This window comes from Maribacter forsetii DSM 18668, assembly GCF_000744105.1.
Taxonomy (GTDB): Bacteria; Bacteroidota; Bacteroidia; order Flavobacteriales; family Flavobacteriaceae; genus Maribacter; species Maribacter forsetii.
Map to the genome: position 1 here is coordinate 4122601 of NZ_JQLH01000001.1, position 20850 is coordinate 4143450.

Consider the following 20850-nt stretch of genomic DNA (forward strand, 5'->3'; position numbering starts at 1 on the left):
GCCGTGCTTTTAAGCGCGGTGCTAATTTTAATCTTGTTCACTTATACTTTATAACAGGAAAAAGATCATGAAAGACTGGTTTTCACTAATCTTTCATGATCTTTACAACCTATTTACAACAACTTAGACAGTTCATGAATCGCTTTGTTTACTTACTTTTTTTACTATCACTATCTACACAATCTCAGACAGAACTTAATTACCCTGAGGTTGTTTATGGTAAAGAAAACATCAGTGCCAGTTGGGTTAGTCACCCAGATATAAAAGGTGGTGAAGACACAGCGGTTTTGTTTCGTAATTCATTCAATGTTACTGATGCAAAGGCAGATTTTATTATCAATATTTCTGCAGACAACCACTACTTTCTTTATGTAAACGATGAGTTTATTACCCACGGACCACAATTGAGCGATATTCAGCATTATAAATATGAAACCTTAAACTTAAAAGATTACCTGAATCCGGGTGAAAACGTTATCGCCGTTAAGGTCATCAATTTTGGGAAAAGAAGGTTTTTGGGCATGCAGTCTATATTTACCAGTTTAATGGTCAACGGTGTTACAGATAATGCTAAAATCATTAATACTACCGGTCTTAATGATACATGGCTAAGCTCCATTGATCAATCTTACAAAGCTAACGAAGTCGTTTGGAGAGGTGATGCAGAAAAGGCTATTGTAGGCGGATTCTATGCCAACAATCCTACAGATAAGGTTGACATGAACAATTACCCAACCCATTGGGAAACCCTGAATTTTGATGATACAGATTGGAAAAAAGTAGCGTTTTTTGAAAATGCCAGTAGTATGGGCGGCTCTATTGCTTATTTACTAGAACCTCGTAATTTACCTTTACTTTCTTGGGACGAGGAAAGAATTGCAAGTATTGTCCGTTCTTCAAAACCTCTTGAAACAGAGTTTCCGGTTTTAGGCACTTTAACGCTAGCACCTAATACCACCACAACTTTTCTCCTAGATCAGCAATACGTTACTAACGGGTTTCCAGAACTGATATTCAGCAAAGGAAAATCTGCAGTTATCTCCATTAAATATGCCGAGAATCTTTTTGGTAAAAACAATAAAAAAGGGGACCGTAACGACTTGGACAACAAAAAACTTTTAGGTTATTATGACGAAATAATCTCTAACGGAGAAGATGCCCAAAAATTTATACCGAATTGGATGCGCACCTTCCGTTTTATCGAGTTTGAAATTGAAACTAAAGATCAGGAGCTTGTTCTTGAAAAGTTTGTAAACCATAGATCAAGAACCACTATACCATCTATTGCCAAGTTTACTACAGACAATGACATGTACAATGATATTTTTGATATCTCTAAGCGCACCATTGATATCTGTACCCAAGATTATTTTTTAAGTGATGCCTATTATGAAACTATGCAGTACGTAGGCGACACTAAAATACAAGGATTAATCTGGCAAGCTTTAAGCGGCAATGCAGCACATACCAAAAATGCAATTCGCCAATTTAATCACAGCAGAGATTCTGACGGTAATATTTTAGGTGCTTATCCGCTTCGCTCTACATTTATTTACCCTACTTACTCTTTGGTTTGGGTAGATATGATTGCAGATTACTATAACACCTCTAACGACAAAGCATTTATTGAGACTTATAAAGATGGTATTGTAAATACCCTTGCCGGATTCGAAAAAAACATGAACGACCTTAACTTGGTCAACAAAACGCCATATCGCTATTTTGTAGATTGGTATACCGGACCTAATAATGGTAGTGGTACCGCTACCAAAAATGACGGGCTCAATTCTGCAGTGGTAAGTTTACATTATGTACATGCGCTACAAAATGCCTCTCGCCTATTCACTGAGATCGGAGACGAACAAACATCAATGAAATACAAGAACAGAGCTCAAGAAATCATTACATCTGTTTATGAGCTTTGTTATGACCAAGAAAGAAATCTATTTGCGGAGCGCCCGGACAAAACTATTTATGATCAGCATACCAATATCATGGCAATATTGACAGATGCTATTCCAGAAACCGAACAAAGAGCACTTTTAGACAAAATTCTAAACGAAGAAGATTTGTTACAAGCCACATACTACTACCGTTTTTATCTTTTTGAAGCGATTAAAAAAGTAGATGCCCCAGAATTGTTCGATGTTGCCCAAAAACCCTGGGAGCAAATGATCAACGACAACATGACCACTACTTTAGAAAGATTTGAAAGTGTTGAGAAACCAACAAGATCAGAAGTGCATCCGTGGAGTGCCTCGCCCGCATATTTTTATTTTAATTATTTGGCAGGTATCCGATCGGTACAAAATGATTTTGAAGAAATGGAAATTGCCCCTGCACTTGGGAAATTAAATGAAATAGCAGGCTTGCTGCCTACATCAAAAGGAACTATTGAATTTGAACTAAAGAGAAACAAGCATAAATTATCCGCCGAAATAACAATTCCTGATACCATGACAGGCAACTTAAATTGGCAAGGAACTGTAATTCCTCTTAAAAAAGGAAAAAATACCTATACCATAAAAAGTAGAAAATAAAAGTGTAAACTTTGGTATGGTAAGCACCTATATTTTAATCTAATATTTTAAAAAAATGAAGCTATTTAAACTTTTTTTACCCGCTCTTATTTGTTTAGGATTGTTAGCTTTTACCAATCCTGAAGACAAACGTTATGAACGTACCTATTATGAAGACGGCACCTTAGAAAGTGAAGGTTGGATTCGCTATAGTACAAAAACTGATTATTGGACTTTCTACCACCCTAATGGGCATAAATCTGAACAAGGTTTTTACGCTTATGGCAAAAGAGAAAAGTATTGGTTTTTTTATAGTGAAGACCGTATTAGAATAAAAGAAGGCAAATTTGCCGATAATAAAGAAATTGGCTGGTGGCTTTTTTACGATAAAAAAGGTCGCATTAACCACAAGTGCCAGCTAACAAAAGGAATAAAAGACGGGTATTGCTTAAAATACAAGGACACAAAATTAATATCCGCAGAGAAATACAGTAAAGGTGAAAAGATTAAGGAATGGACCTCTTTTCGTGCCTTTACCAGTGAAAATAGTTTATCAGATTTAAAATAATGACAGACATTAAAGTAATTATACCAGCTTTTAACGAAGCAAATTCTATTGCCCATGTCATCAACGAACTACCAAAAACGGTATCTGAGGTAATCGTTGTGAACAATAACTCTACAGATGATACCGTAAAAAATGCCGAAGCTGCTGGTGCAACGGTACTTACTGAAACTAGAAAAGGATATGGCTATGCCTGCCTTAAAGGCTTAGATTACGTAGCAAATCTGTCAAAACAACCAGATATTATCGTATTTATTGATGGAGACTACTCTGATTACCCAGAGGAACTGGAGAAGATAGTTGCTCCTATTTTAGAAAAAAATATAGATTTTGTAGTTGGTGCTAGAACAAAAGCTTTACGAGAAGAAGGTTCAATGACCCCACAACAAGTTTTTGGCAACTGGTTGGCTACATTTTTAATGCATTTATTTTTTGGTGCAAAATTTACGGATTTAGGTCCTTTTAGGGCAATTAAATACGAAAAGCTCAAAGAATTGAACATGGAAGACAAGACTTATGGGTGGACGGTTGAAATGCAACTGAAAATTCTTAAGAAAAAAATGACATATACCGAAGTACCAGTACGTTACAAACGAAGAATTGGCATCTCAAAAGTATCAGGAACCGTAAAAGGTAGTATATTTGCAGGCATAAAAATTTTGGGGTGGATCTTCAAATACAGTATAAAATAATATGGCTTTAGCTCTTGCATATCTTATCATCATCATCTACAGTATCTCTTTACTGTTGATCTTCTTTTATAGCTTGGCGCAGCTTAATCTGTTAATCAATTACTTATCCCAAAAAAGACAAAACCAAACGGCTCCTAAGTTTAATTTGTTAGACCCAAAGGAAATTCCGTTCGTAACCATTCAACTTCCTGTTTTTAACGAGGAATATGTCATGGATCGTTTATTGGAAAACATCGCTAAAATAGAATATCCTAAAAGTAAATTAGAGATTCAGGTTTTAGACGACTCTACTGACGACACTGTAATAACTACTGCAGCCAGTATTGCAAAATTACAGGAGACCGGTTTAGATATTAAACATATTACAAGAACAGACCGTTCTGGTTTTAAGGCAGGTGCCTTAAAAGAAGGACTAGAAGTAGCAAAGGGTGAATTCATTGCCATCTTTGATGCGGATTTTTTACCTGCTTCAGATTGGTTGAAGAAAACCGTTATCTATTTCAAAGATGAAGAAATTGGTGTGGTGCAGACCCGTTGGGGACACTTGAACCGCGACTATTCTACCCTAACAAAAATACAGGCTTTTGCTCTTGATGCGCATTTTACCTTAGAACAGGTTGGGCGTAACAGTAAAGGTCACTTTATCAACTTTAACGGTACCGCAGGTATTTGGCGTAAAGAATGTATTCTTGATGCCGGTAATTGGGAAGGCGATACACTTACCGAGGATTTAGACCTTAGTTACCGCGCACAGTTGAAAAACTGGAAATTCAAGTATTTGGAGAATGTGGAGACTCCCGCTGAACTACCTGTAGTGATAAGTGCAGCTCGTTCGCAGCAATTTCGTTGGAACAAAGGTGGTGCTGAGAACTTTAGAAAAACGGTTTGGAGCGTTGTAAGCGCAAAAAACATTCCTTTTAAAACAAAGTTTCATGGGGTCATGCACCTACTGAACAGTTCTATGTTCTTATGTGTATTCTTAGTTGCTTTATTGAGTATACCATCACTTTATATTAAAAATACCTATGGTCATTTAGACTGGGTATTCTCTCTTTTAAGTTTATTCACGGTAAGTACTATTATCTTATTTGTGTGCTATTGGTTTACCTATAAGAGCATACAAGGCAGCGGCTTCAATAACTTTGTAGATTATATACGTATTTTCTTCACCTTTTTCTCTGTAGCATTAGGTTTCTCTTTACACAATACCATTGCCGTATTAGAAGGACACATGGGCAAACGAAGTGAATTTGTACGTACACCAAAATTCAACATCAGTACCTTAAAGCAAAGCTGGAAAGGCAATAAGTACCTAGCTAAAAAATTATCACCTAACATGATCTTGGAATTTGCCTTAATGGTTTATTTCATGTTTGGTATGTATAGCGCAATACCATTGAATGATTTTGGGTTGTTTCCGTTTCATTTTATGCTGTTCTTGGGCTTTGGGTTTGTATTCTTTAAATCATTGACCTCAAGAGCTTAAAACAGCTTTAAACAAAATATTAAAAAGGGATTGCCATTGGCTATCCCTTTTTTTATTCCAATTCTTCTAGTTTGTTTAACTTACGGCTAAAATAGGAATAAGATTACTTGTTATCTTATTCGTCTTAAATAGCGTATAAAGTAACTTGTTACTTTATACAATTGTTGTACACCATTATGAAAAACCTGCTTTCAATCATAATAATCTTTCTTATTTTCAATAATTCTTTTGCCCAAAAAAGCGAAACTGAATTATTGAAAAATTATGCCTTTTATGTTGAAAAAAATGTTGGGTGGGGAAAATGGAGTACTAAGTACTATCTTTCAAATGGACTTGTTTCTGCCCAAGAAAATTATTGGAAAAATGAACTGAGGAGTCGAATGGAATTTGAATACGACGAATTTGATAATGTCAAGCGAGAAACGCAAACGTTTAACATAAATGATGGAGAGGTAAATAATGTTTCAGAAACCAAACTGGAATACAATGATCGTGTTTTAATCCGTAAAGAATATAGTTATGGAATTGTAGAGAAATATTCAGATTACAATGAATACGGAAAACCAAAACTGATTGAAAGAACTGATGAACAAAACCTTTGGCCACACAAAGAGATTTTCGAGTATGACACGAATGGAAACATTACCAAACATATTCAATACAGTTCATATTCTTACAGTGACCAGCCAAATGAAATGGGAACGACCCACATTGAATATGATAGCTTGAATTACGTGGAGGCGCTTCATCGTGAATTTGAACCAAAACGAGAGTTTCCACTCCTAATGTCTGGACCTTTTAAATATGAATACGAGTATTTCAAATACGTCTATAATGACTTGGGACTTTGGACAAAAAAATTCAAAACAGCAAACGGAAAGGAATATCTTGTTGCTAAAAGAAAATATAAATAACGGTGTACAACAAAACTTATAAACAATACGGACTTAGGGCTTAAACGCTAAGGTTTGCCTATTTTTATGAAGTCGCGAAATCTTTGGGATTTCGCTTTGACACAAGAAAAGAAAAAACAAAACCAAAAGATTTGGCTAAGAACTGTGGGGCAAAGGGAATAGCCTATTTGCACCTTACACTAAAAATAGCATTACCGTTAGCAATAATTATGCAGCTACTTACTAAAATAGCATACGTTTTTGGAATCAGTCTAATATTACTTTTTTTACTTCTACAGGTAATATTTAGTTTCTATAATTTGAAAAAGCCACTTGTTTTAATATTGGAAAACGAAAAATTTAATTGGGAACAAACTGTAGCGCAAATTAAGTCAGTCAAACTTGAAAGTAGTCCAAACCCTAATATGCCGAAAGAAGCATCTATGGTATTTCCAATTGAAGAATGTAAGATTAAGTACGTATATAAATTTAACGGTAAGGATTATACGAATTCTAAAATTGGGCTTAATAAAGAAAAAGAATATGAAAGTAAATTCCATAGAGGATTATACTTAAAGCTAAAAGAAATGAATAACGTTGTTATTTATGTTAACCCAAAAAATCCAAATGAATCCTCTATTATTAAATATGATATCAACTTAAAAGATATAGGAGCAGGAATTGCCTTATTAATATTTCCTTTATTTGTTATCCATTGGGTGTATATCAGTAAAAAATATCCCTCAAATTATCTAGCAGACAAAATAAACATCATTTCATGATTATTACCTTAATTATTGGTGTAACTGTTTTCCTTTTGGGAATGTTAACCTATATTCTTGATATTAGTTCAAAAAAATGGAATCAAACAACCGGTACAATAACCCATGCCGAGTTAAAAGAAAAAATCTATACTGATTCAGATGGTAGTCAGCAGATAAGCTATAAGGCAGATTTTGAATACATTTATCAATTAAATGGCACATCAAAACAAATGATTGGCACACATCTTTTTCCTTATGTTGACATGTGGACACCATATAAAAAAGAGAAACTAGCTTTTGTAGAAAAGCTCAAAAAAGGAAATAAAGTTAAGGTTTTCTATAACCCAAGAAATCCTTCTAAATCATGTTTAATTACAGGTTCTAACTATTATGTCAAATACTCTTTTTCAGCTGGTTTAGCATTTATAACTTTTGCACTTGTGTTCTGGATATACGAATTAAGTGAAGATTTTACTTTAGTTTTAAATCAAATTATGGAGAAATAATTATTGTAAACAACACCTGTAAATAATAGAGATTTAGGGCTTAAGCAAAGGGTCTATTTATACCTGCCGGCAGGCAGGTATAAATAGTTGCAAAATCTTTGAGATTCAGCTTTAGACAAATAAAAGCAAAAACAAAACCAACATCTTTAGCTTAGACGCTGCTACATTTTAAAAGCTATGATAACCAAGCACTTAATATTAGGATTCACATTTGGAATATCAATATCATTTATCTCTTGGATAGTTGGAATGATTGTTAATGGCATTCTAAAGAAAACAGAATTCTACAATAAACTAGGAAATTCCAGATGGAAAAAAAATAGTGCTGCAAATCAAGGAGTCTTTTTTATAAAAGGACTTTCAATATATCCTATTTAGATTAAATTATACTATAAGATAGTATGTGCTATTGATATGTTAAATCCAGGTAATTTTCTTTCAAATTAGTCTAAATATAAAGGGCTAAAAGCTTAAAAGTCTTTAACTTTAACATAGTAACCATAAAAAGAACGTTATGATAAAAAATCATTTTAAGATTTTAGCGATACCTGTATTAGTATTCATTTTTATGGCGTGTAAAGACACAAAATCAAAATCTAATACGGAAGCAAATACAGAAGTCACCATTTCGGTCAATAAAGAAAACTTTCTTCCTGGCGGTCTAGTTGAACCCATATCTATTGTTAATAAAGAAATGTCTGATGGTTCTACCGCTGATTGTTACAAAATTGTCACTTCTGGCACACCTTCAGAGCATGAAATGGGACCATGGTGTCCAGATAATATTTCTGATGATGCCTCTAAAGGTGGTGTTTGGGCAGTAGAAGGAGAAATCTACGATATTGATGGCGAGTTCATTAAAAATTTAGGAACACTTTTTAATGATGATACTTGGATGCTTTATGATAAGACCACAGGTGAAATCACTAAAACCAAGACCAAGGCAGAATGTAATGATGCCGCAGACCCAAATGTTGGCGAAGAATATAAAAACTTTTGTGTGGAATGCTTACCATCTTACATCACTGGTATGACGCATACATATTATATACCGGTTACTCCTAAAAAAGCACCTGAAGGATATGCTTTTAGATCAGGGCCTCCAAACGGCGGTGAAGATGGCCATGAAAGACCTGAGCGCCCAAAAGATGGAGAAAGACCTAAAGGACCACCACCAGGCGGAGAAGGCATGGGACCTTCAAATAGAGGTTTAGCTTTTAACGGTGTTGTTTTCAACGCACCTGCACCTGTAGATAATATCTTAGCGGCTTACACTATTGCTCCTTTTGATGATGCTGGCGGACATATTAACTTACACGAAGGTTATCACTACCATGCAGCAACAGGTGTTTCTAAAAAAATAGCGCAAGAAGATAATCACGCTCCAATGATAGGCTATGCCATGGACGGATACTCAATTTATGCCAATACGGATGCCGATGGTAACGAAGCTACGGACTTAGATGAATTTAGAGGTCACTACGATGAAATTAGAGGTTACCATTACCATGTAGACAAGGCTGGAAGCAACAATTTCATTGACGGTTTACGTGGTGTTTATGCTATGTAAAAAACTTCTTTTACCACTTTTTCTTACTGCTTTTCTCTTGGTAAGCAATGTACTTTTTGCCCATAATCCAGATTTTTCGAGTATAATTATTTCGAAAACGGAAAATGGGCAAATTGTTATGCAATTAAACAGCTCTTTAACGGCTTTTCAACAAGAGGTAAATTATGTAAATGAGAAAGGTGCCTATGCATCTCCAGAAGAATTTCAAGATTTAGTTCTTCAACTTTTTGAGTCTAGATTCGCTATTGTTCTAAACGATAATATTGCCCTTGAATTCAAAAATTCACAAGTGTTCTTAGGTCATGAGACCAAGATAGTTTCAGAGCTAGTTGGTCTACCTGAAGAAATAAACCACATCTACTTAAAAAATGAATTGTTTAAAGACCTATACAACAGCCAATCTGTTGTTGTATTTTTATTGGATGGATTTCCGAAAGAAAAATTTACTTTACAGCGCGATAATCAACACGAACTAAACCTTACTTTAAAAGAAGGAAAATGGGAAGCGCCAATAGGCAAAAGAGATAATACACCCTTGAAGTATTTACCCTTTCTGATTACTTTAATAATTGGTGGTTTTTTACTTTTTGTTTCCAGAAAATAAAATATCGTATGAAAAAACCGAATACAGCAGTTTATATCGCTTTAGTAATCGTTATCATCGGTCTTATATTTCAATTTATGGAAATGGGAGTTTTTGGAGAAGATCCCATACCTGAAATTACCCAATACAACCAACTGTTTTTTTGGACCGGAATTCTTATTTGGGCTCTTGGATATATGAAGCAAGAAACTGTAAAAAAGAAGGATAGCGAAAATGACCTGTGAACTAAACAACAATCTAACGGGTCTGCTTGCGTTGAACTACCACTATAAAACCAACAAACCTTTCGCTACCCTTTTTAAAAATATAAACTTCTTTATTTGAATAGACGAATTGAAGATTCTTTCAAATTCAATTTAGCTGGTTGCGGAAATTCTGCATGAACTATCAATACATTTTCATGATGTTGCTCTAACTCACTCAACACCTTTCTGTTCAATAATAAAATGGTTGAATGACCGTAATGGTCTAATTTATCAAGAATGGTTTTTCCGTTAAATTCACACATCCAATGTGTTTCTGACATATTTTCTTCGTAAAACAACTCTAAAGTTGGCACTTGATAATAATCATGCTCACCAATACCTTCTAAATCAAAAACCAAACGAAGTAATCCGCCTTCTAAAGAGGCTCCCTCACTAGAAATACCTAATTGTTCAAAAGACAATTTACCAGAAGTTGGTTCGTTAAATTTTACTTTTATCTCTCCTTGCTTTATCTCTACTTTGCTCATCTACGTTTGTTTTTATGATACCACCAAAGCTAGATAACAACGTAGATTAATACTATGACATTTATCAGGATTAATAAATCAATACATCTTATATAATACAGTTACAATAATACCATGTTCATCTACAACTTTTAAAAGTTCGCGCTGGGCTACAACTTTCAAATTAAATGGCGCCAACAAAAGATTGATGCCACTTTGCTTTTTTAAACGGGTTCCTTGACCTGAGATAATATCTACATTAGGTGTAAAATCTTTATTAGGAAGATGTTCTGTTACAATTACATACTTGTAATTAACAAACTTAGCCGCAACCTGCTTTACCTCATCATTAGAGATATGCTGTAACACTTGACGAAGAATAGCACAATCTGTATTGGGCAAAGTGTCTTTAGAGACATCTAGACATAGAAATTCCAAATTAGGAGCTTTATATTTTTCTTTGTTACGTTCAATTAGTTCTGGAACAATATCCACCGCAATAAAATTCTTGGCGTGGCCCACCAATTCTTTTCCCACATTAAAATCCCCGCAACCTAAATCACATACTGAAATGGGGTTTTCAAATGAACTTAAAAAAGCAATTAATTTCTCTACATAAGGTTTTACAATTTCTGGTTTATGAGAGCCTTCGCCCGAATAAAAATCTTCATCACCACTACCCCACAAGTTCTTTTCATAAACTTGTTGCATAGCATCTTTTGTTGGCCACGGTGTTTTTTTTCTAGTAATCCCCTTGTTATTATCCTCCTTCATACTATTTCAATCAGAATCTGGAGTTCAAAATAAGTTAATATAAATCAAATATCACCACCATAACCACGGAACATAAAACACAGTTTGCGTACAAGTTTCCCTATTCATGGTTAACTCTAAACTATAACGTCAAGAATTTGGTGGTGATTACAATGATTATTTTATAATTAATAGCTCAATGCTATTTTAATTCCCATTGAAATAAATGCAAAGCCACCAAGTTTGTTCAATAAATTACCCGCTTGAGGATTGTCTTTGATCTTATCAGAAAATACACTTGCGAACAGTGTCAAAATTATATACCATACTACACCTATTAAGGCGTAGGTAAATCCCAATACTATATAAGGCAACGGGTTATCCGCATCTTTAGCTGATATGAATTGTGGAAAAAGAGCAATGAAGAATAATGCAACTTTAGGATTTAATGAGTTGGTAAAAAATCCAGACCAAAAATCGCTTTTTACTTTTTTTTCATTTATCCGAGCTTTTCCCCATTCCTCTAGATTGTTCTTTTTTACATAGATAGAAATCCCTAAACAAATAAGATAAACAGCACCCAAATACTGTATAACGGCAAATACAAATGTAGATTCTGCAAGCAATACGGATAAACCCAAAGCAGCAAACAGCGTATGCGCCAATACACCTGTATTCACACCTAATGCTGCTAGAATTCCAGATTTTCTTCCTTGGCCTATAGTTTTGTTCAGAACAAAGAAAGTATCTAACCCAGGGGTCATTATAAAAAACAGCGCCGAAATCATAAACGTCATAAAATTCTCTACTCCCATAATTGCCAAATACTTTTAAGCATAGAGCAAAGAACTAATTTTGATGCATGATTTAAAATACATATTTTTAGTTTTTTAATGCGAAAAATGCATTAGTAATGACGACTCAACAAATAAAATACTTTTTAGTGCTTGCCAACGAGCTTCATTTTTGGAAGGCTTCTGAGAAAATTTTTATTTCTCAATCTACTTTAAGCAGACAAATTCAATCATTAGAAGAAGAGATTGGAATTCAGCTTTTTGAGAGAGACAAAAGAAATGTAAAACTAACCGATGCCGGTATTTTTTTACAAGAGAAATGGACCACCACCATTAACGAACTTGACCATTTTCATAAACAGGCAAAAAAGATAGACCAAGGTACCACTGGTTTCATATCAATATCTTACCCTGGCTCTATTGCTTTTAGTTATCTCCCCAAATTTCTAGACACCATAAGCTCCAATTTGCCCAGTCTAAAACTAGAATTAACCGAACCTACAGATGAGAATCATGAAAACTTATTACTGAATTACGACACTGATATAGCTTTCAATAGAGATGCAATAAAAAACACCTATATAGATTCGTGCAAACTATACACAGAACCAATTTGTCTTGTTGTTTCAAAAAAGCATTGGTTGACAGAAAAAAAACTAACTAATCTTAAAGATTTAAAAGACGAGAAATTCATTATTTCTGGTTTGCACAGAACCACTTATTTCCCTTCACTTTTAAGAAACTTGTTCCAAAAAAACGGATTTGAGCCTAAAACAATTATTGAATCTGATTTTGGTGGAATGATACTAAATCTTGTTGCACAAGGTTTAGGCATATCTATATTACCGTTATCCTATAGATTCTCTAATGCAGCAGGCGTCAGGTTTATTGAATTGGACGAAACCATCAATCTATTTATGAATTGGAGAAAAAACGACCCTAATAAAATTACCAAAAGGGTTCTCAAAATTGCAAAAGAATTGACTTTTCCTAGTTACGAAAACAATTAATCTTTATAAAAAATATAAATCCAAATTGCTCTAGATAGTCTAAAATTCACTGTACTTAACAACAATGTCACCGTAGCTATAATGGCAAAAACACGAAGAGGTGATAAATCTATAAAATGCCAAAACAACACTAAACATACTATCATTTGTGCAACAGCCAGCGCATAACTCACAAACATTGCACCAAAAAAGAAACCTGTTTCGCGCTCAAACTTAAAGTTACATTCCGTGCACCTCTCATTCATTTTGGGCATTCTTAGTAATAGAATATTGCCCTGATCTTTAAACACCTTTCCTTCTTTGCAATTAGGACATTTGCATTTTATAATATCTAACACTTTACTCATGACCTCTAATTTAATACTGCAAAATTAAGACCTAAAACATATGATTCAGTCGTATCATTAGCCCCAATATTTGTACTTTTAGGACATTCTTATGAAGATTCCTGTTTTACATATTAGTCAGTTTTTAAAGAATAAGCCTTTAGATAGTCTTTATATAAACTCTTTTGCGCAGCATATTCAAATTAATAAGCACCTAATTAGCAAACCTCACAGCCATAACTTTTACCTGTGTGTTATTTTTACAAAAGGTAGCGGTACGCATGAAATTGATTTCGATACCTACTCCATAGAGTCAGGAAAAGTCTTTTTCTTAAAACCAGGACAAACACATTTCTGGAAATTTGAATCGCAACCAGAAGGTTATATTTTTTTTCACTCTCAAGAATTTTATGAACTTAAATTTTTGGACCACTCTTTAAATTCTTTTCCTTTCTATTATTCTAACCAGAACCCGCCATTGCTTCAGTTATCCCAAAAAAAATTAAATCACCTTTCCACTGTTTTTCAAGAGCTTTTTACGGAGTACAGAAAAGAAAACTTATTAAGAGAGGCAAAAATCATTAGTCTGATACATTATTTATACATAGAATTTACGCGCGCATATACTGCAGATATTATTATAGAAAAGTTAAGCTCTAATAGCTATATCAACATACTTGAGCATCTAGAAAAGTTGATAAACACACACTTTTACACTGAAAAATTACCTAAATTCTATGCTGACAAACTCAATATTACAACCAAACACTTGAATAGAGTGGTGCGCAAAACCATTAACAAAACTACGAGTACTTTAATTTCTGAACGTATTATGCTAGAAGCTAAACGCTTAATTGTTCATTCTAATGATAACCTTGCCAACATAGCAGATACTTTAGAGTTTTCTGATTATGCCTATTTTTCAAAATTCTTTAAATCTAACGCAGGAATGACCCCAATGGAATTCAGAAAAATGTATTTTCATTAGCATAAAAATTCAATTAAATGGAACAAATAAAAATCATATTCTTTCTTATAGGTTCGTTCTTTGGTATTGAAAACAGTAGAATTGCTTCAGACAAAACCATTGTGACCATTTATCCTGAAAAACACAAAATTGAGATTGTTCAGGAAAACCTTTTTACCATAATCCAAACCGAAAAAGACACTGCTCTTATCTTGGCACAATGGGAGCAATTAGCAAATTGGAAAGAAAACAAACTGCCTTGGGCTAAAGAGTTAGAAAATTTCACCAATAAAAATGTGACAATTGAAAATAATGAAGGAGCCATAGCACCACGCATTTCTTTTAATTACACTGACGAAGATGATTTGCGTGCCTTGGGTATCTGGTATAATAAAGAAAAGAATCAATATTCTATTAATAACATTCCAAGAGAGCATACCACAAGCGAAAACGGTAAATTAGAAGGCAATTATTGGATTTTTGAAGGAAATAGCAAATTTAGCTTCGCCATTGAAGCTTTTATTGACTTGCCCAATGAGTTTAAAAAATCAAAACTTGCAATCACTGAAATCTTTGAGGACTAAATTTTAAGTATGGATTTACAAAAAAACAAAGAAAATGCCATAGCATTTTACAGAACAGCATACTTGGGTAATCCAAAATCAGCCATCGAGAAATATGTAGGCAGTGAATATATTCAACACAACCCAGACGTTGCCAATGGCACACAAGGTTTTATTGATTATTTTGAACGTATGCAGGCAGAATACCCCGAAAAATCTATTGAATTTGTACGCTGTATTGCTGAAGGCGATTTAGTTTCACTACACACGCACCAAACTTGGCCAGGAAATGATCAATACGTGACCATGGATTTCTTTAGGTTTGATGCAGAAGGAAAAATATGCGAACATTGGGATGCTATTCAGCAAATTCCCGAGAAATCCAAGAACCCGAATACCATGTATTAATTTAATGTAAAAGCCTAAAACGTTATTATGAAAGATATTGTTATTCAAGGAATTAATTGGGATGCCAAATCCTCTTTTCAACAAGGTCCGGCGAAAGCTCCTGACCTCATTAGAAAAGCATTATACAGCGATTCTATGAACTTGTATACAGAACTTGGGGCATCCATAGAAAACGATGCCATAACGGACAAGGGTGATTTTACCATTAATGAGTATTTTGATATTGAGACCATTACCAAAAACAACCTAGATGCTGGTTCTAAACTACTTTCTTTAGGCGGAGACCATTCTGTCACTTTCCTCATTATCAAGGCTTTTAACGAGTACTACCCAAAACTAGATATCTTACATATTGATGCGCATGCAGATCTGTATCATGAATACGAAGGGGACCCTTATTCTCACGCATGCCCTTTTGCACGGATTATGGAAAACGGTTTTGCTGTAAAATTGGTGCAAGTCGGTATTCGCACTTTAAATCCGCATCAGGCTGATCAAGCAAAAAAATACGATGTTGATGTTCATGAAATGCGGAATTTAGATTTAAACGCGATACCTAAATTCAATAATCCTCTTTACATTTCTTTAGATATGGATGGCTTTGATCCTGCTTTTGCACCTGGAGTTTCTCATCACGAGCCTGGCGGACTCTCATCACGACAAGTTTTAGACTTAATTCATAGTATAGATACCGAAGTAGTAGGTGCGGATATTGTAGAATATAACCCTGATAGAGATTTTCATGACATGACCGCTTACTTGGCCGCAAAAATGATGAAAGAACTTTTAGGAAAATTGATGGGCAATTGAAATCATTTTTCAATAAAAACCAGTAAATTGACCTGTTACTAAACCCAGACCCCTAATGCCGATTACCTTTAAAAATTACATGAAACTCCACAAAGTTTCCTTGATATTGGCAGTATTAAGTTTTGTATTTTACTACACCTTCGCCTATCATTTAGACCGAACCGATTTTATTAAATTGCTCTCCCTTTTTGTAGCACTTTTCTTTTTCTGTTTTAAATTGATACAGTTTGAAAAACTGAATTTCAGGTTCTTATTAGGTATTGGAATTATTTTTAGATTATTTTTTCTATTTATAGAACCCAATCTTTCTCAAGATTTTTACAGGTTCATTTGGGACGGTCATTTGGTCTCTAGCGGCGCCAACCCCTATTTAAACACACCAGATCAACTAATGGACAACATGGTATCTATGATACCAAATGCCGATATTCTATATGAGGGCATGGGCAGTTTAAGTGCGCGGCATTATAGCAATTACCCACCTTTGAACCAGCTTATTTTTGCTATTGCGGCATTTGTAGGCGGTAAAAGTATATTCGGCTCTTTATTTGCCATGCGTGCCATTATTATTCTTGCAGACATAGGTGTATTCTATTTTGGCAGAAAACTGCTAAAAAACCTGAACAGATCTCCGCATTTAATCTTTTGGTACTTCTTAAATCCCTTGGTTATTGTAGAACTCACAGGCAACCTCCATTTTGAAGGGGTAATGCTGTTTTTCTTTATTCTAGCCCTATTTTTATTATCTATAGATAAATGGAAAACTGCAGGTGTAGTTATAGCTTGTTCTATTTCAATAAAGCTCGTACCCCTATTATTTTTACCGCTTTTCCTTAAATACTTAGGATGGAAAAAAAGCATCGTTTTCTACGCTATCATTGGCATAACATCTATTGTACTTTTTCTTCCATTTAATACCCCAGAATTTATAGACAACTATTCTAAGACTATAAAACTATGGTTTTCTAATTTTGAATTCAATGCAAGCATCTATAACATCACTAAAAAAACTGCCATACACTTTGATGCAAAGCCGTGGGAATTTATTAAGGAATACGGCAAAATTACACCGTTGTTTACCATAGCCACTGTTGGTCTATTCACATTTTTACCAAAAAGGTATGATTTAAACAGAGTTCTCTGGTCAATGATGTGGGTATTGACCATCTACTATTTTGTATCTACTACCGTACACCCATGGTACGTTATTTTTCTGGTGCTGCTTTCTATTTTTACAACCTACAGATATGCCATCATTTGGTCTGCAGCCATTGTACTGAGCTACTTCGCCTATTCTCAGGCAGATTTCAAAGAAAACCTTTGGCTTCTTGCCATTGAGTATATTTCAGTGTACGGCTACATTGTTTATGAAATTGTTGCACATAATAACAAAAAGTGAAGTTTTTGTAAAAATTATACAATGTGTGATGTCAAATAAATATAATTTGTACATTTACCCCGTAATGAACGAAAACAACTACATATTATATAGCAACGAGAGCATTTCTGCTCTTACGCGTCCGTTCATAGCTCGCCGCCGTCGCCCGTAAGGGTAAGATATAATTATGGAATTAGGTGAGTCCATTTCCGCACAACAAATCAAAACTTTTTTTACACTTTTAAATCTAACTGGCAATGAACTTAATTGTTGCTAACGAATCACATTTTAAATACGCTCAGGATATTTGCGACACCATAGCGGACTCCGCTAAAGTACGTGGTACAGGTATTGCAAAACGTACTCCTGATTATATTCAGAAAAAACTAGCTAACGGCAATGCTGTTCTTGCATTGGACGGAGATAAGTTTGCAGGCTTCTGCTATATTGAAATTTGGGGACATGAGAAATTTGTGGCCAACTCCGGACTCATAGTACACCCAGACTACAGAGGTCAGGGGCTAGCTAAGAAAATAAAAGCTAAGATTTTTGACCTTAGTAGAGAGAAGTTTCCAGATGCTAAAATATTTGGGATCACCACCGGCTTGGCAGTTATGAAAATCAACTACGAACTAGGTTACAAACCGGTTACATTTTCTGAATTGACAGATGACCCAGAATTCTGGAAAGGTTGTCAAACCTGTAAAAACTTTGATATTCTTACAAGAACAGAGCAAAAAATGTGCTTATGCACAGGTATGCTTTATGATGGCGCTACCAAGAAAAAAACCGAAGAGTCAAAAGAAATGAACGGTAAAGCTTTTACAAGATTAAAAAGTATTAAAGAGAGTTTGTTTCTGAAAAAGAAATAAGAGTATAGAGTATAGAGTATAGAGTATAGAGTATAGAGTATAGAGTATAGAGTATAGAGTATAGAGTATAGAGTATAGAGTATAGAGTATAGAGTATAGAGTATAGAGTATAGAGTATAGAGTATAGAGTATAGAGTATAGAGTATAGAGTATAGAGTATAGAGTATAGAGTATAGAGTATAGAGTATAGAGTATAGAGTATAGAGTATAGAGTATAGAGTATAGAAGTTAAAAAATAAATATTGAGAGTAGTGAAATAGCTGATTTTTATAAAATCTTTTTTCTATTGTCTTTTTTCTAACCTCTCCTTTCTAGTTCTATCAAACTAAAACAATAATTACCCGGCATCACCGGATTTGAACATATTACAATGAAAAAATTAGTACTAGCATACAGCGGCGGATTAGATACATCTTATTGCGCTAAACATTTATCAAAAGACAAAGGGTTTGAAGTTCATGCAGTAAGTGTAAACACTGGCGGATTTTCTTCGGATGAAATAAAAGAAATCGAGAAAAAAGCAATCGAATTAGGGGCAACATCATATACCTCAATAGATGCCGTACAGACTTTTTATGACAAAGTAGTAAAGTATCTTATTTTTGGTAATGTACTAAAAAACAATACCTACCCGCTTTCTGTAAGTGCTGAACGTATTGTACAGGCAATCGAAATTGTTAACTATGCTAAAAAAGTAGGTGCAGGTTACATCGCTCACGGTAGTACAGGAGCTGGAAATGACCAAGTTCGTTTCGATATGATTTTTCAAATCATTGCTCCAGAAATCGAGATCATTACTCCTATTAGAGATAATAAATTAGCAAGAGAAGAAGAGATTGCATACTTAAAAGAAAACGGAGTAGATTACCCTTGGGAAAAAGCTAAATACTCTATTAACAGAGGACTTTGGGGAACATCTGTTGGTGGCGAAGAAACTTTGACTTCTGAAAAAGCATTGCCAGATAATGCTTACCCAAGTCAGTTACAAGAAAAGAACCCTACGGACGTAAAACTGACTTTCGAAAAAGGAGAGCTAGTTGCTATTGATGGAGAAAAAGATTCTCCCGTTGCTAATATTGAAAAACTTGAGGCATTAGCTTCAAAGTACGCTATTGGTAGAGATATCCACGTTGGCGATACCATTATTGGGACTAAAGGAAGAGTTGGTTTTGAGGCTCCCGCATCTTTAATCATCATAAAAGCACACCATTTACTAGAAAAGCATACGCTTACAAAATGGCAACAATACCAAAAAGAACAGCAAGGTAATTTTTACGGAATGTTATTGCATGAAGGTAACTACCTTGATCCAGTCATGAGAAATATTGAGACCTTTTTGACCGATACCCAAAAAACCGTTTCCGGAGATGTTTTTGTTGGCTTATATCCTTTTCAGTTTAGACTACACGGTATTTCATCTGAACACGATTTAATGACAGATGCCTTTGGTAAATACGGTGAAGTCAATAAAGGTTGGACTGCAGATGATGCTAAGGGCTTTATAAAAATACTTTCTAATTCAGGGAAGATATATAACCATGTTAATGGGGATAAATAGTTAGAAAAAATAGTATTAAGTAATGAGTACAAAGTATTAAGTAAAAAGATTAAAAGTGTTATTCAAGTACTTCGTACTTAATACTTATTCAGAAAAGAACATTATGATTAAAGCAGGTATTATTGGTGGTTCTGGTTATACGGGTGGGGAACTTATTCGCATCTTATTGAATCATCCCGCAACGGAGATAGATTTTGTTTTCAGTACTACTAGAGCAGGTAAAAAGGTAACTACAGCACACCCAGATTTACTAGGTACTACAGACCTTGAATTTACAGGTGATGTGAATTTAGATGTGAATGTTGTTTTTCTATGTTTAGGTCATGGTAACTCTACGGCTTTTTTAAAGGAACATAACTTTTCTACAGATACTATTATCATCGATTTAAGTAATGATTTCAGACTTGATGCCGATTCCGATTTCGATGGAAAACAATTTGTATACGGGTTACCTGAATTGAACAAAAGCAACATAGAGAACGCAAAATACATTGCCAATCCTGGTTGTTTTGCTACTGCTATTCAACTAGCGTTGCTGCCATTGGCTAAGGCTAACTTAATAGAAAATGAAGTACATATAAATGCTGTAACCGGAAGTACAGGAGCAGGTGTTAGTCCGTCCGCAACTTCTCATTTTTCATGGAGAAATAATAACGTAAGCTGGTACAAGCCTTTTACGCATCAACATTTGGATGAAATTAACGAGAGCTTGCACTCCCTACAAGAGAATACGGGCAACTTATTTTTCATGCCCAATAGAGGGAATTTCACTCGTGGAATTTTAGCTACTTCGTATACCAAATTTGAAGGCAGTTTAGAAGATGCCAAAAAAATCTATCAAGAATATTATAAGGATGCCGTATTTACACAAATTTCTGATGAACCTATCAATCTAAAACAAGTTGTAAATACCAATCAATGCCATATTCATTTACATAAACATGAAGATATTTTATTGATTACCTCAGCAATTGACAACCTCCTAAAAGGTGCATCTGGACAAGCAGTACAGAATATGAATTTAATTTTTGGTCTAGAAGAAAATCTAGGTTTGAACCTAAAGGCAGGTGTCTTTTAGAAAAAATGTAAAAAGTACCATA

The 20850-nt window shown here is 34.5% G+C and carries 23 protein-coding genes; 19 read left to right on the top strand and 4 right to left on the bottom strand.

Features of this window, described 5'->3' with window-relative positions; all coding sequences use genetic code 11:
* Positions 1 to 134 precede the first annotated feature (134 nt).
* The 10 genes from P177_RS17510 (at position 135) to P177_RS17560 (ending at position 9823) form a co-directional block, all read left to right on the top strand.
* A complete protein-coding gene (locus P177_RS17510; protein WP_167333126.1) occupies positions 135 to 2540 on the top strand; it encodes an alpha-L-rhamnosidase-related protein in 2406 nt (801 codons plus the stop codon).
* Between the two features lie 55 nt (positions 2541 to 2595).
* Positions 2596 to 3087 carry a toxin-antitoxin system YwqK family antitoxin gene (locus tag P177_RS17515; protein WP_036156846.1) on the top strand — a complete coding sequence of 164 codons (492 nt, stop codon included), beginning with the start codon at positions 2596 to 2598 and terminating at the stop codon, positions 3085 to 3087.
* The gene (locus P177_RS17520; RefSeq protein ID WP_036156847.1) at positions 3087 to 3776 is read left to right on the top strand and encodes a glycosyltransferase family 2 protein; all 690 of its coding nucleotides are present in this window, start codon (positions 3087 to 3089) and stop codon (positions 3774 to 3776) included. Before P177_RS17515 ends, P177_RS17520 begins: the two co-directional genes overlap by 1 nt.
* Position 3777: 1 nt before the next feature.
* Positions 3778 to 5262, top strand: a complete 1485-nt coding sequence (locus tag P177_RS17525; protein ID WP_036156848.1) for a cellulose synthase family protein — start codon at positions 3778 to 3780, stop codon at positions 5260 to 5262.
* A 176-nt stretch (positions 5263 to 5438) separates the two neighbouring features.
* Positions 5439 to 6176 carry a hypothetical protein gene (locus tag P177_RS17530; protein ID WP_036156850.1) on the top strand — a complete coding sequence of 246 codons (738 nt, stop codon included), beginning with the start codon at positions 5439 to 5441 and terminating at the stop codon, positions 6174 to 6176.
* An 83-nt stretch (positions 6177 to 6259) separates the two neighbouring features.
* The gene (locus tag P177_RS17535) at positions 6260 to 6937 is read left to right on the top strand and encodes a DUF3592 domain-containing protein (protein WP_036156852.1); all 678 of its coding nucleotides are present in this window, start codon (positions 6260 to 6262) and stop codon (positions 6935 to 6937) included.
* On the top strand, positions 6934 to 7425 hold the full coding sequence (locus tag P177_RS17540) for a DUF3592 domain-containing protein (RefSeq protein WP_036156853.1): 492 nt from the start codon (positions 6934 to 6936) through the stop codon (positions 7423 to 7425). Before P177_RS17535 ends, P177_RS17540 begins: the two co-directional genes overlap by 4 nt.
* A 514-nt stretch (positions 7426 to 7939) precedes the next feature.
* Complete coding sequence (locus P177_RS17550; RefSeq protein WP_036156857.1) at positions 7940 to 8995, top strand: YHYH protein; 1056 nt, start codon at positions 7940 to 7942, stop codon at positions 8993 to 8995.
* 118 nt (positions 8996 to 9113) lie between these two features.
* On the top strand, positions 9114 to 9599 hold the full coding sequence (locus P177_RS17555; RefSeq protein ID WP_157486608.1) for a hypothetical protein: 486 nt from the start codon (positions 9114 to 9116) through the stop codon (positions 9597 to 9599).
* 8 nt (positions 9600 to 9607) lie between these two features.
* Positions 9608 to 9823, top strand: a complete 216-nt coding sequence (locus P177_RS17560) for a hypothetical protein (protein ID WP_036156861.1) — start codon at positions 9608 to 9610, stop codon at positions 9821 to 9823.
* A 92-nt stretch (positions 9824 to 9915) separates the two neighbouring features.
* Here P177_RS17560 and P177_RS17565 read toward each other — a convergent pair whose 3' ends face one another.
* The 3 genes from P177_RS17565 to P177_RS17575 all read right to left on the bottom strand — a co-directional run bounded on the left by P177_RS17565 (position 9916) and on the right by P177_RS17575 (position 11879).
* Positions 9916 to 10332, bottom strand: a complete 417-nt coding sequence (locus P177_RS17565; RefSeq protein WP_036156862.1) for a hypothetical protein — start codon at positions 10330 to 10332, stop codon at positions 9916 to 9918.
* Positions 10333 to 10410: 78 nt separating this feature from the next.
* Positions 10411 to 11085, bottom strand: a complete 675-nt coding sequence (locus tag P177_RS17570) for a class I SAM-dependent methyltransferase (RefSeq protein ID WP_036156864.1) — start codon at positions 11083 to 11085, stop codon at positions 10411 to 10413.
* Between the two features lie 167 nt (positions 11086 to 11252).
* Complete coding sequence (locus P177_RS17575; protein WP_036156866.1) at positions 11253 to 11879, bottom strand: LysE family translocator; 627 nt, start codon at positions 11877 to 11879, stop codon at positions 11253 to 11255.
* Between the two features lie 98 nt (positions 11880 to 11977).
* Between P177_RS17575 and P177_RS17580 the strand changes: the two genes are divergently transcribed.
* Positions 11978 to 12868: a LysR substrate-binding domain-containing protein gene (locus tag P177_RS17580; protein WP_036156868.1), complete on the top strand. Its 891-nt coding sequence runs from the start codon at positions 11978 to 11980 to the stop codon at positions 12866 to 12868.
* Here P177_RS17580 and P177_RS17585 read toward each other — a convergent pair.
* Positions 12865 to 13215: a DUF983 domain-containing protein gene (locus tag P177_RS17585; RefSeq protein ID WP_036156870.1), complete on the bottom strand. Its 351-nt coding sequence runs from the start codon at positions 13213 to 13215 to the stop codon at positions 12865 to 12867. The genes P177_RS17580 and P177_RS17585 overlap by 4 nt on opposite strands.
* A 91-nt stretch (positions 13216 to 13306) precedes the next feature.
* On the opposite strand from P177_RS17585, the gene P177_RS17590 reads away from it, so the two are divergent.
* The 8 genes from P177_RS17590 to argC all read left to right on the top strand — a co-directional run bounded on the left by P177_RS17590 (position 13307) and on the right by argC (position 20828).
* Complete coding sequence (locus P177_RS17590) at positions 13307 to 14182, top strand: helix-turn-helix domain-containing protein (RefSeq protein ID WP_036156872.1); 876 nt, start codon at positions 13307 to 13309, stop codon at positions 14180 to 14182.
* 17 nt (positions 14183 to 14199) lie between these two features.
* Positions 14200 to 14745 carry a hypothetical protein gene (locus tag P177_RS17595; protein ID WP_036156874.1) on the top strand — a complete coding sequence of 182 codons (546 nt, stop codon included), beginning with the start codon at positions 14200 to 14202 and terminating at the stop codon, positions 14743 to 14745.
* A 9-nt stretch (positions 14746 to 14754) separates the two neighbouring features.
* Positions 14755 to 15132 (top strand): nuclear transport factor 2 family protein, encoded by a 378-nt coding sequence (locus tag P177_RS17600; RefSeq protein WP_036156876.1) that lies wholly within the window; start codon positions 14755 to 14757, stop codon positions 15130 to 15132.
* Positions 15133 to 15159: 27 nt separating this feature from the next.
* On the top strand, positions 15160 to 15942 hold the full coding sequence (speB, locus tag P177_RS17605) for an agmatinase (RefSeq protein WP_036156878.1): 783 nt from the start codon (positions 15160 to 15162) through the stop codon (positions 15940 to 15942).
* A 79-nt stretch (positions 15943 to 16021) separates the two neighbouring features.
* Positions 16022 to 17341, top strand: a complete 1320-nt coding sequence (locus P177_RS17610; protein ID WP_245233063.1) for a glycosyltransferase 87 family protein — start codon at positions 16022 to 16024, stop codon at positions 17339 to 17341.
* 236 nt (positions 17342 to 17577) lie between these two features.
* Entirely contained in the window at positions 17578 to 18192 is a 615-nt protein-coding gene (locus P177_RS17615; RefSeq protein WP_036156882.1) for a GNAT family N-acetyltransferase, read from the top strand.
* 370 nt (positions 18193 to 18562) lie between these two features.
* Entirely contained in the window at positions 18563 to 19750 is a 1188-nt protein-coding gene (gene argG, locus P177_RS17620) for an argininosuccinate synthase (protein WP_036156884.1), read from the top strand.
* Positions 19751 to 19853: 103 nt separating this feature from the next.
* Positions 19854 to 20828 carry an N-acetyl-gamma-glutamyl-phosphate reductase gene (gene argC / locus P177_RS17625; protein ID WP_036156886.1) on the top strand — a complete coding sequence of 325 codons (975 nt, stop codon included), beginning with the start codon at positions 19854 to 19856 and terminating at the stop codon, positions 20826 to 20828.
* Positions 20829 to 20850: the final 22 nt, after the last annotated feature.

Bases quoted from the DNA above. Each gene is read 5' to 3' on its own strand.
- P177_RS17510 (WP_167333126.1), top strand. From the start codon at position 135: ATGAATCGCTTTGTTTACTTACTTTTTTTACTATCACTATCTACACAA.
- P177_RS17515 (WP_036156846.1), top strand. From the start codon at position 2,596: ATGAAGCTATTTAAACTTTTTTTACCCGCTCTTATTTGTTTAGGATTG.
- P177_RS17520 (WP_036156847.1), top strand. From the start codon at position 3,087: ATGACAGACATTAAAGTAATTATACCAGCTTTTAACGAAGCAAATTCT.
- P177_RS17525 (WP_036156848.1), top strand. From the start codon at position 3,778: ATGGCTTTAGCTCTTGCATATCTTATCATCATCATCTACAGTATCTCT.
- P177_RS17530 (WP_036156850.1), top strand. From the start codon at position 5,439: ATGAAAAACCTGCTTTCAATCATAATAATCTTTCTTATTTTCAATAAT.
- P177_RS17540 (WP_036156853.1), top strand. From the start codon at position 6,934: ATGATTATTACCTTAATTATTGGTGTAACTGTTTTCCTTTTGGGAATG.
- P177_RS17550 (WP_036156857.1), top strand. From the start codon at position 7,940: ATGATAAAAAATCATTTTAAGATTTTAGCGATACCTGTATTAGTATTC.
- P177_RS17555 (WP_157486608.1), top strand. From the start codon at position 9,114: ATGCAATTAAACAGCTCTTTAACGGCTTTTCAACAAGAGGTAAATTAT.
- P177_RS17560 (WP_036156861.1), top strand. From the start codon at position 9,608: ATGAAAAAACCGAATACAGCAGTTTATATCGCTTTAGTAATCGTTATC.
- P177_RS17565 (WP_036156862.1), bottom strand. From the start codon at position 10,332: ATGAGCAAAGTAGAGATAAAGCAAGGAGAGATAAAAGTAAAATTTAAC.
- P177_RS17570 (WP_036156864.1), bottom strand. From the start codon at position 11,085: ATGAAGGAGGATAATAACAAGGGGATTACTAGAAAAAAAACACCGTGG.
- P177_RS17575 (WP_036156866.1), bottom strand. From the start codon at position 11,879: ATGGGAGTAGAGAATTTTATGACGTTTATGATTTCGGCGCTGTTTTTT.
- P177_RS17580 (WP_036156868.1), top strand. From the start codon at position 11,978: ATGACGACTCAACAAATAAAATACTTTTTAGTGCTTGCCAACGAGCTT.
- P177_RS17585 (WP_036156870.1), bottom strand. From the start codon at position 13,215: ATGAGTAAAGTGTTAGATATTATAAAATGCAAATGTCCTAATTGCAAA.
- P177_RS17590 (WP_036156872.1), top strand. From the start codon at position 13,307: ATGAAGATTCCTGTTTTACATATTAGTCAGTTTTTAAAGAATAAGCCT.
- P177_RS17595 (WP_036156874.1), top strand. From the start codon at position 14,200: ATGGAACAAATAAAAATCATATTCTTTCTTATAGGTTCGTTCTTTGGT.
- P177_RS17600 (WP_036156876.1), top strand. From the start codon at position 14,755: ATGGATTTACAAAAAAACAAAGAAAATGCCATAGCATTTTACAGAACA.
- speB (WP_036156878.1), top strand. From the start codon at position 15,160: ATGAAAGATATTGTTATTCAAGGAATTAATTGGGATGCCAAATCCTCT.
- P177_RS17610 (WP_245233063.1), top strand. From the start codon at position 16,022: ATGAAACTCCACAAAGTTTCCTTGATATTGGCAGTATTAAGTTTTGTA.
- P177_RS17615 (WP_036156882.1), top strand. From the start codon at position 17,578: ATGAACTTAATTGTTGCTAACGAATCACATTTTAAATACGCTCAGGAT.
- argG (WP_036156884.1), top strand. From the start codon at position 18,563: ATGAAAAAATTAGTACTAGCATACAGCGGCGGATTAGATACATCTTAT.
- argC (WP_036156886.1), top strand. From the start codon at position 19,854: ATGATTAAAGCAGGTATTATTGGTGGTTCTGGTTATACGGGTGGGGAA.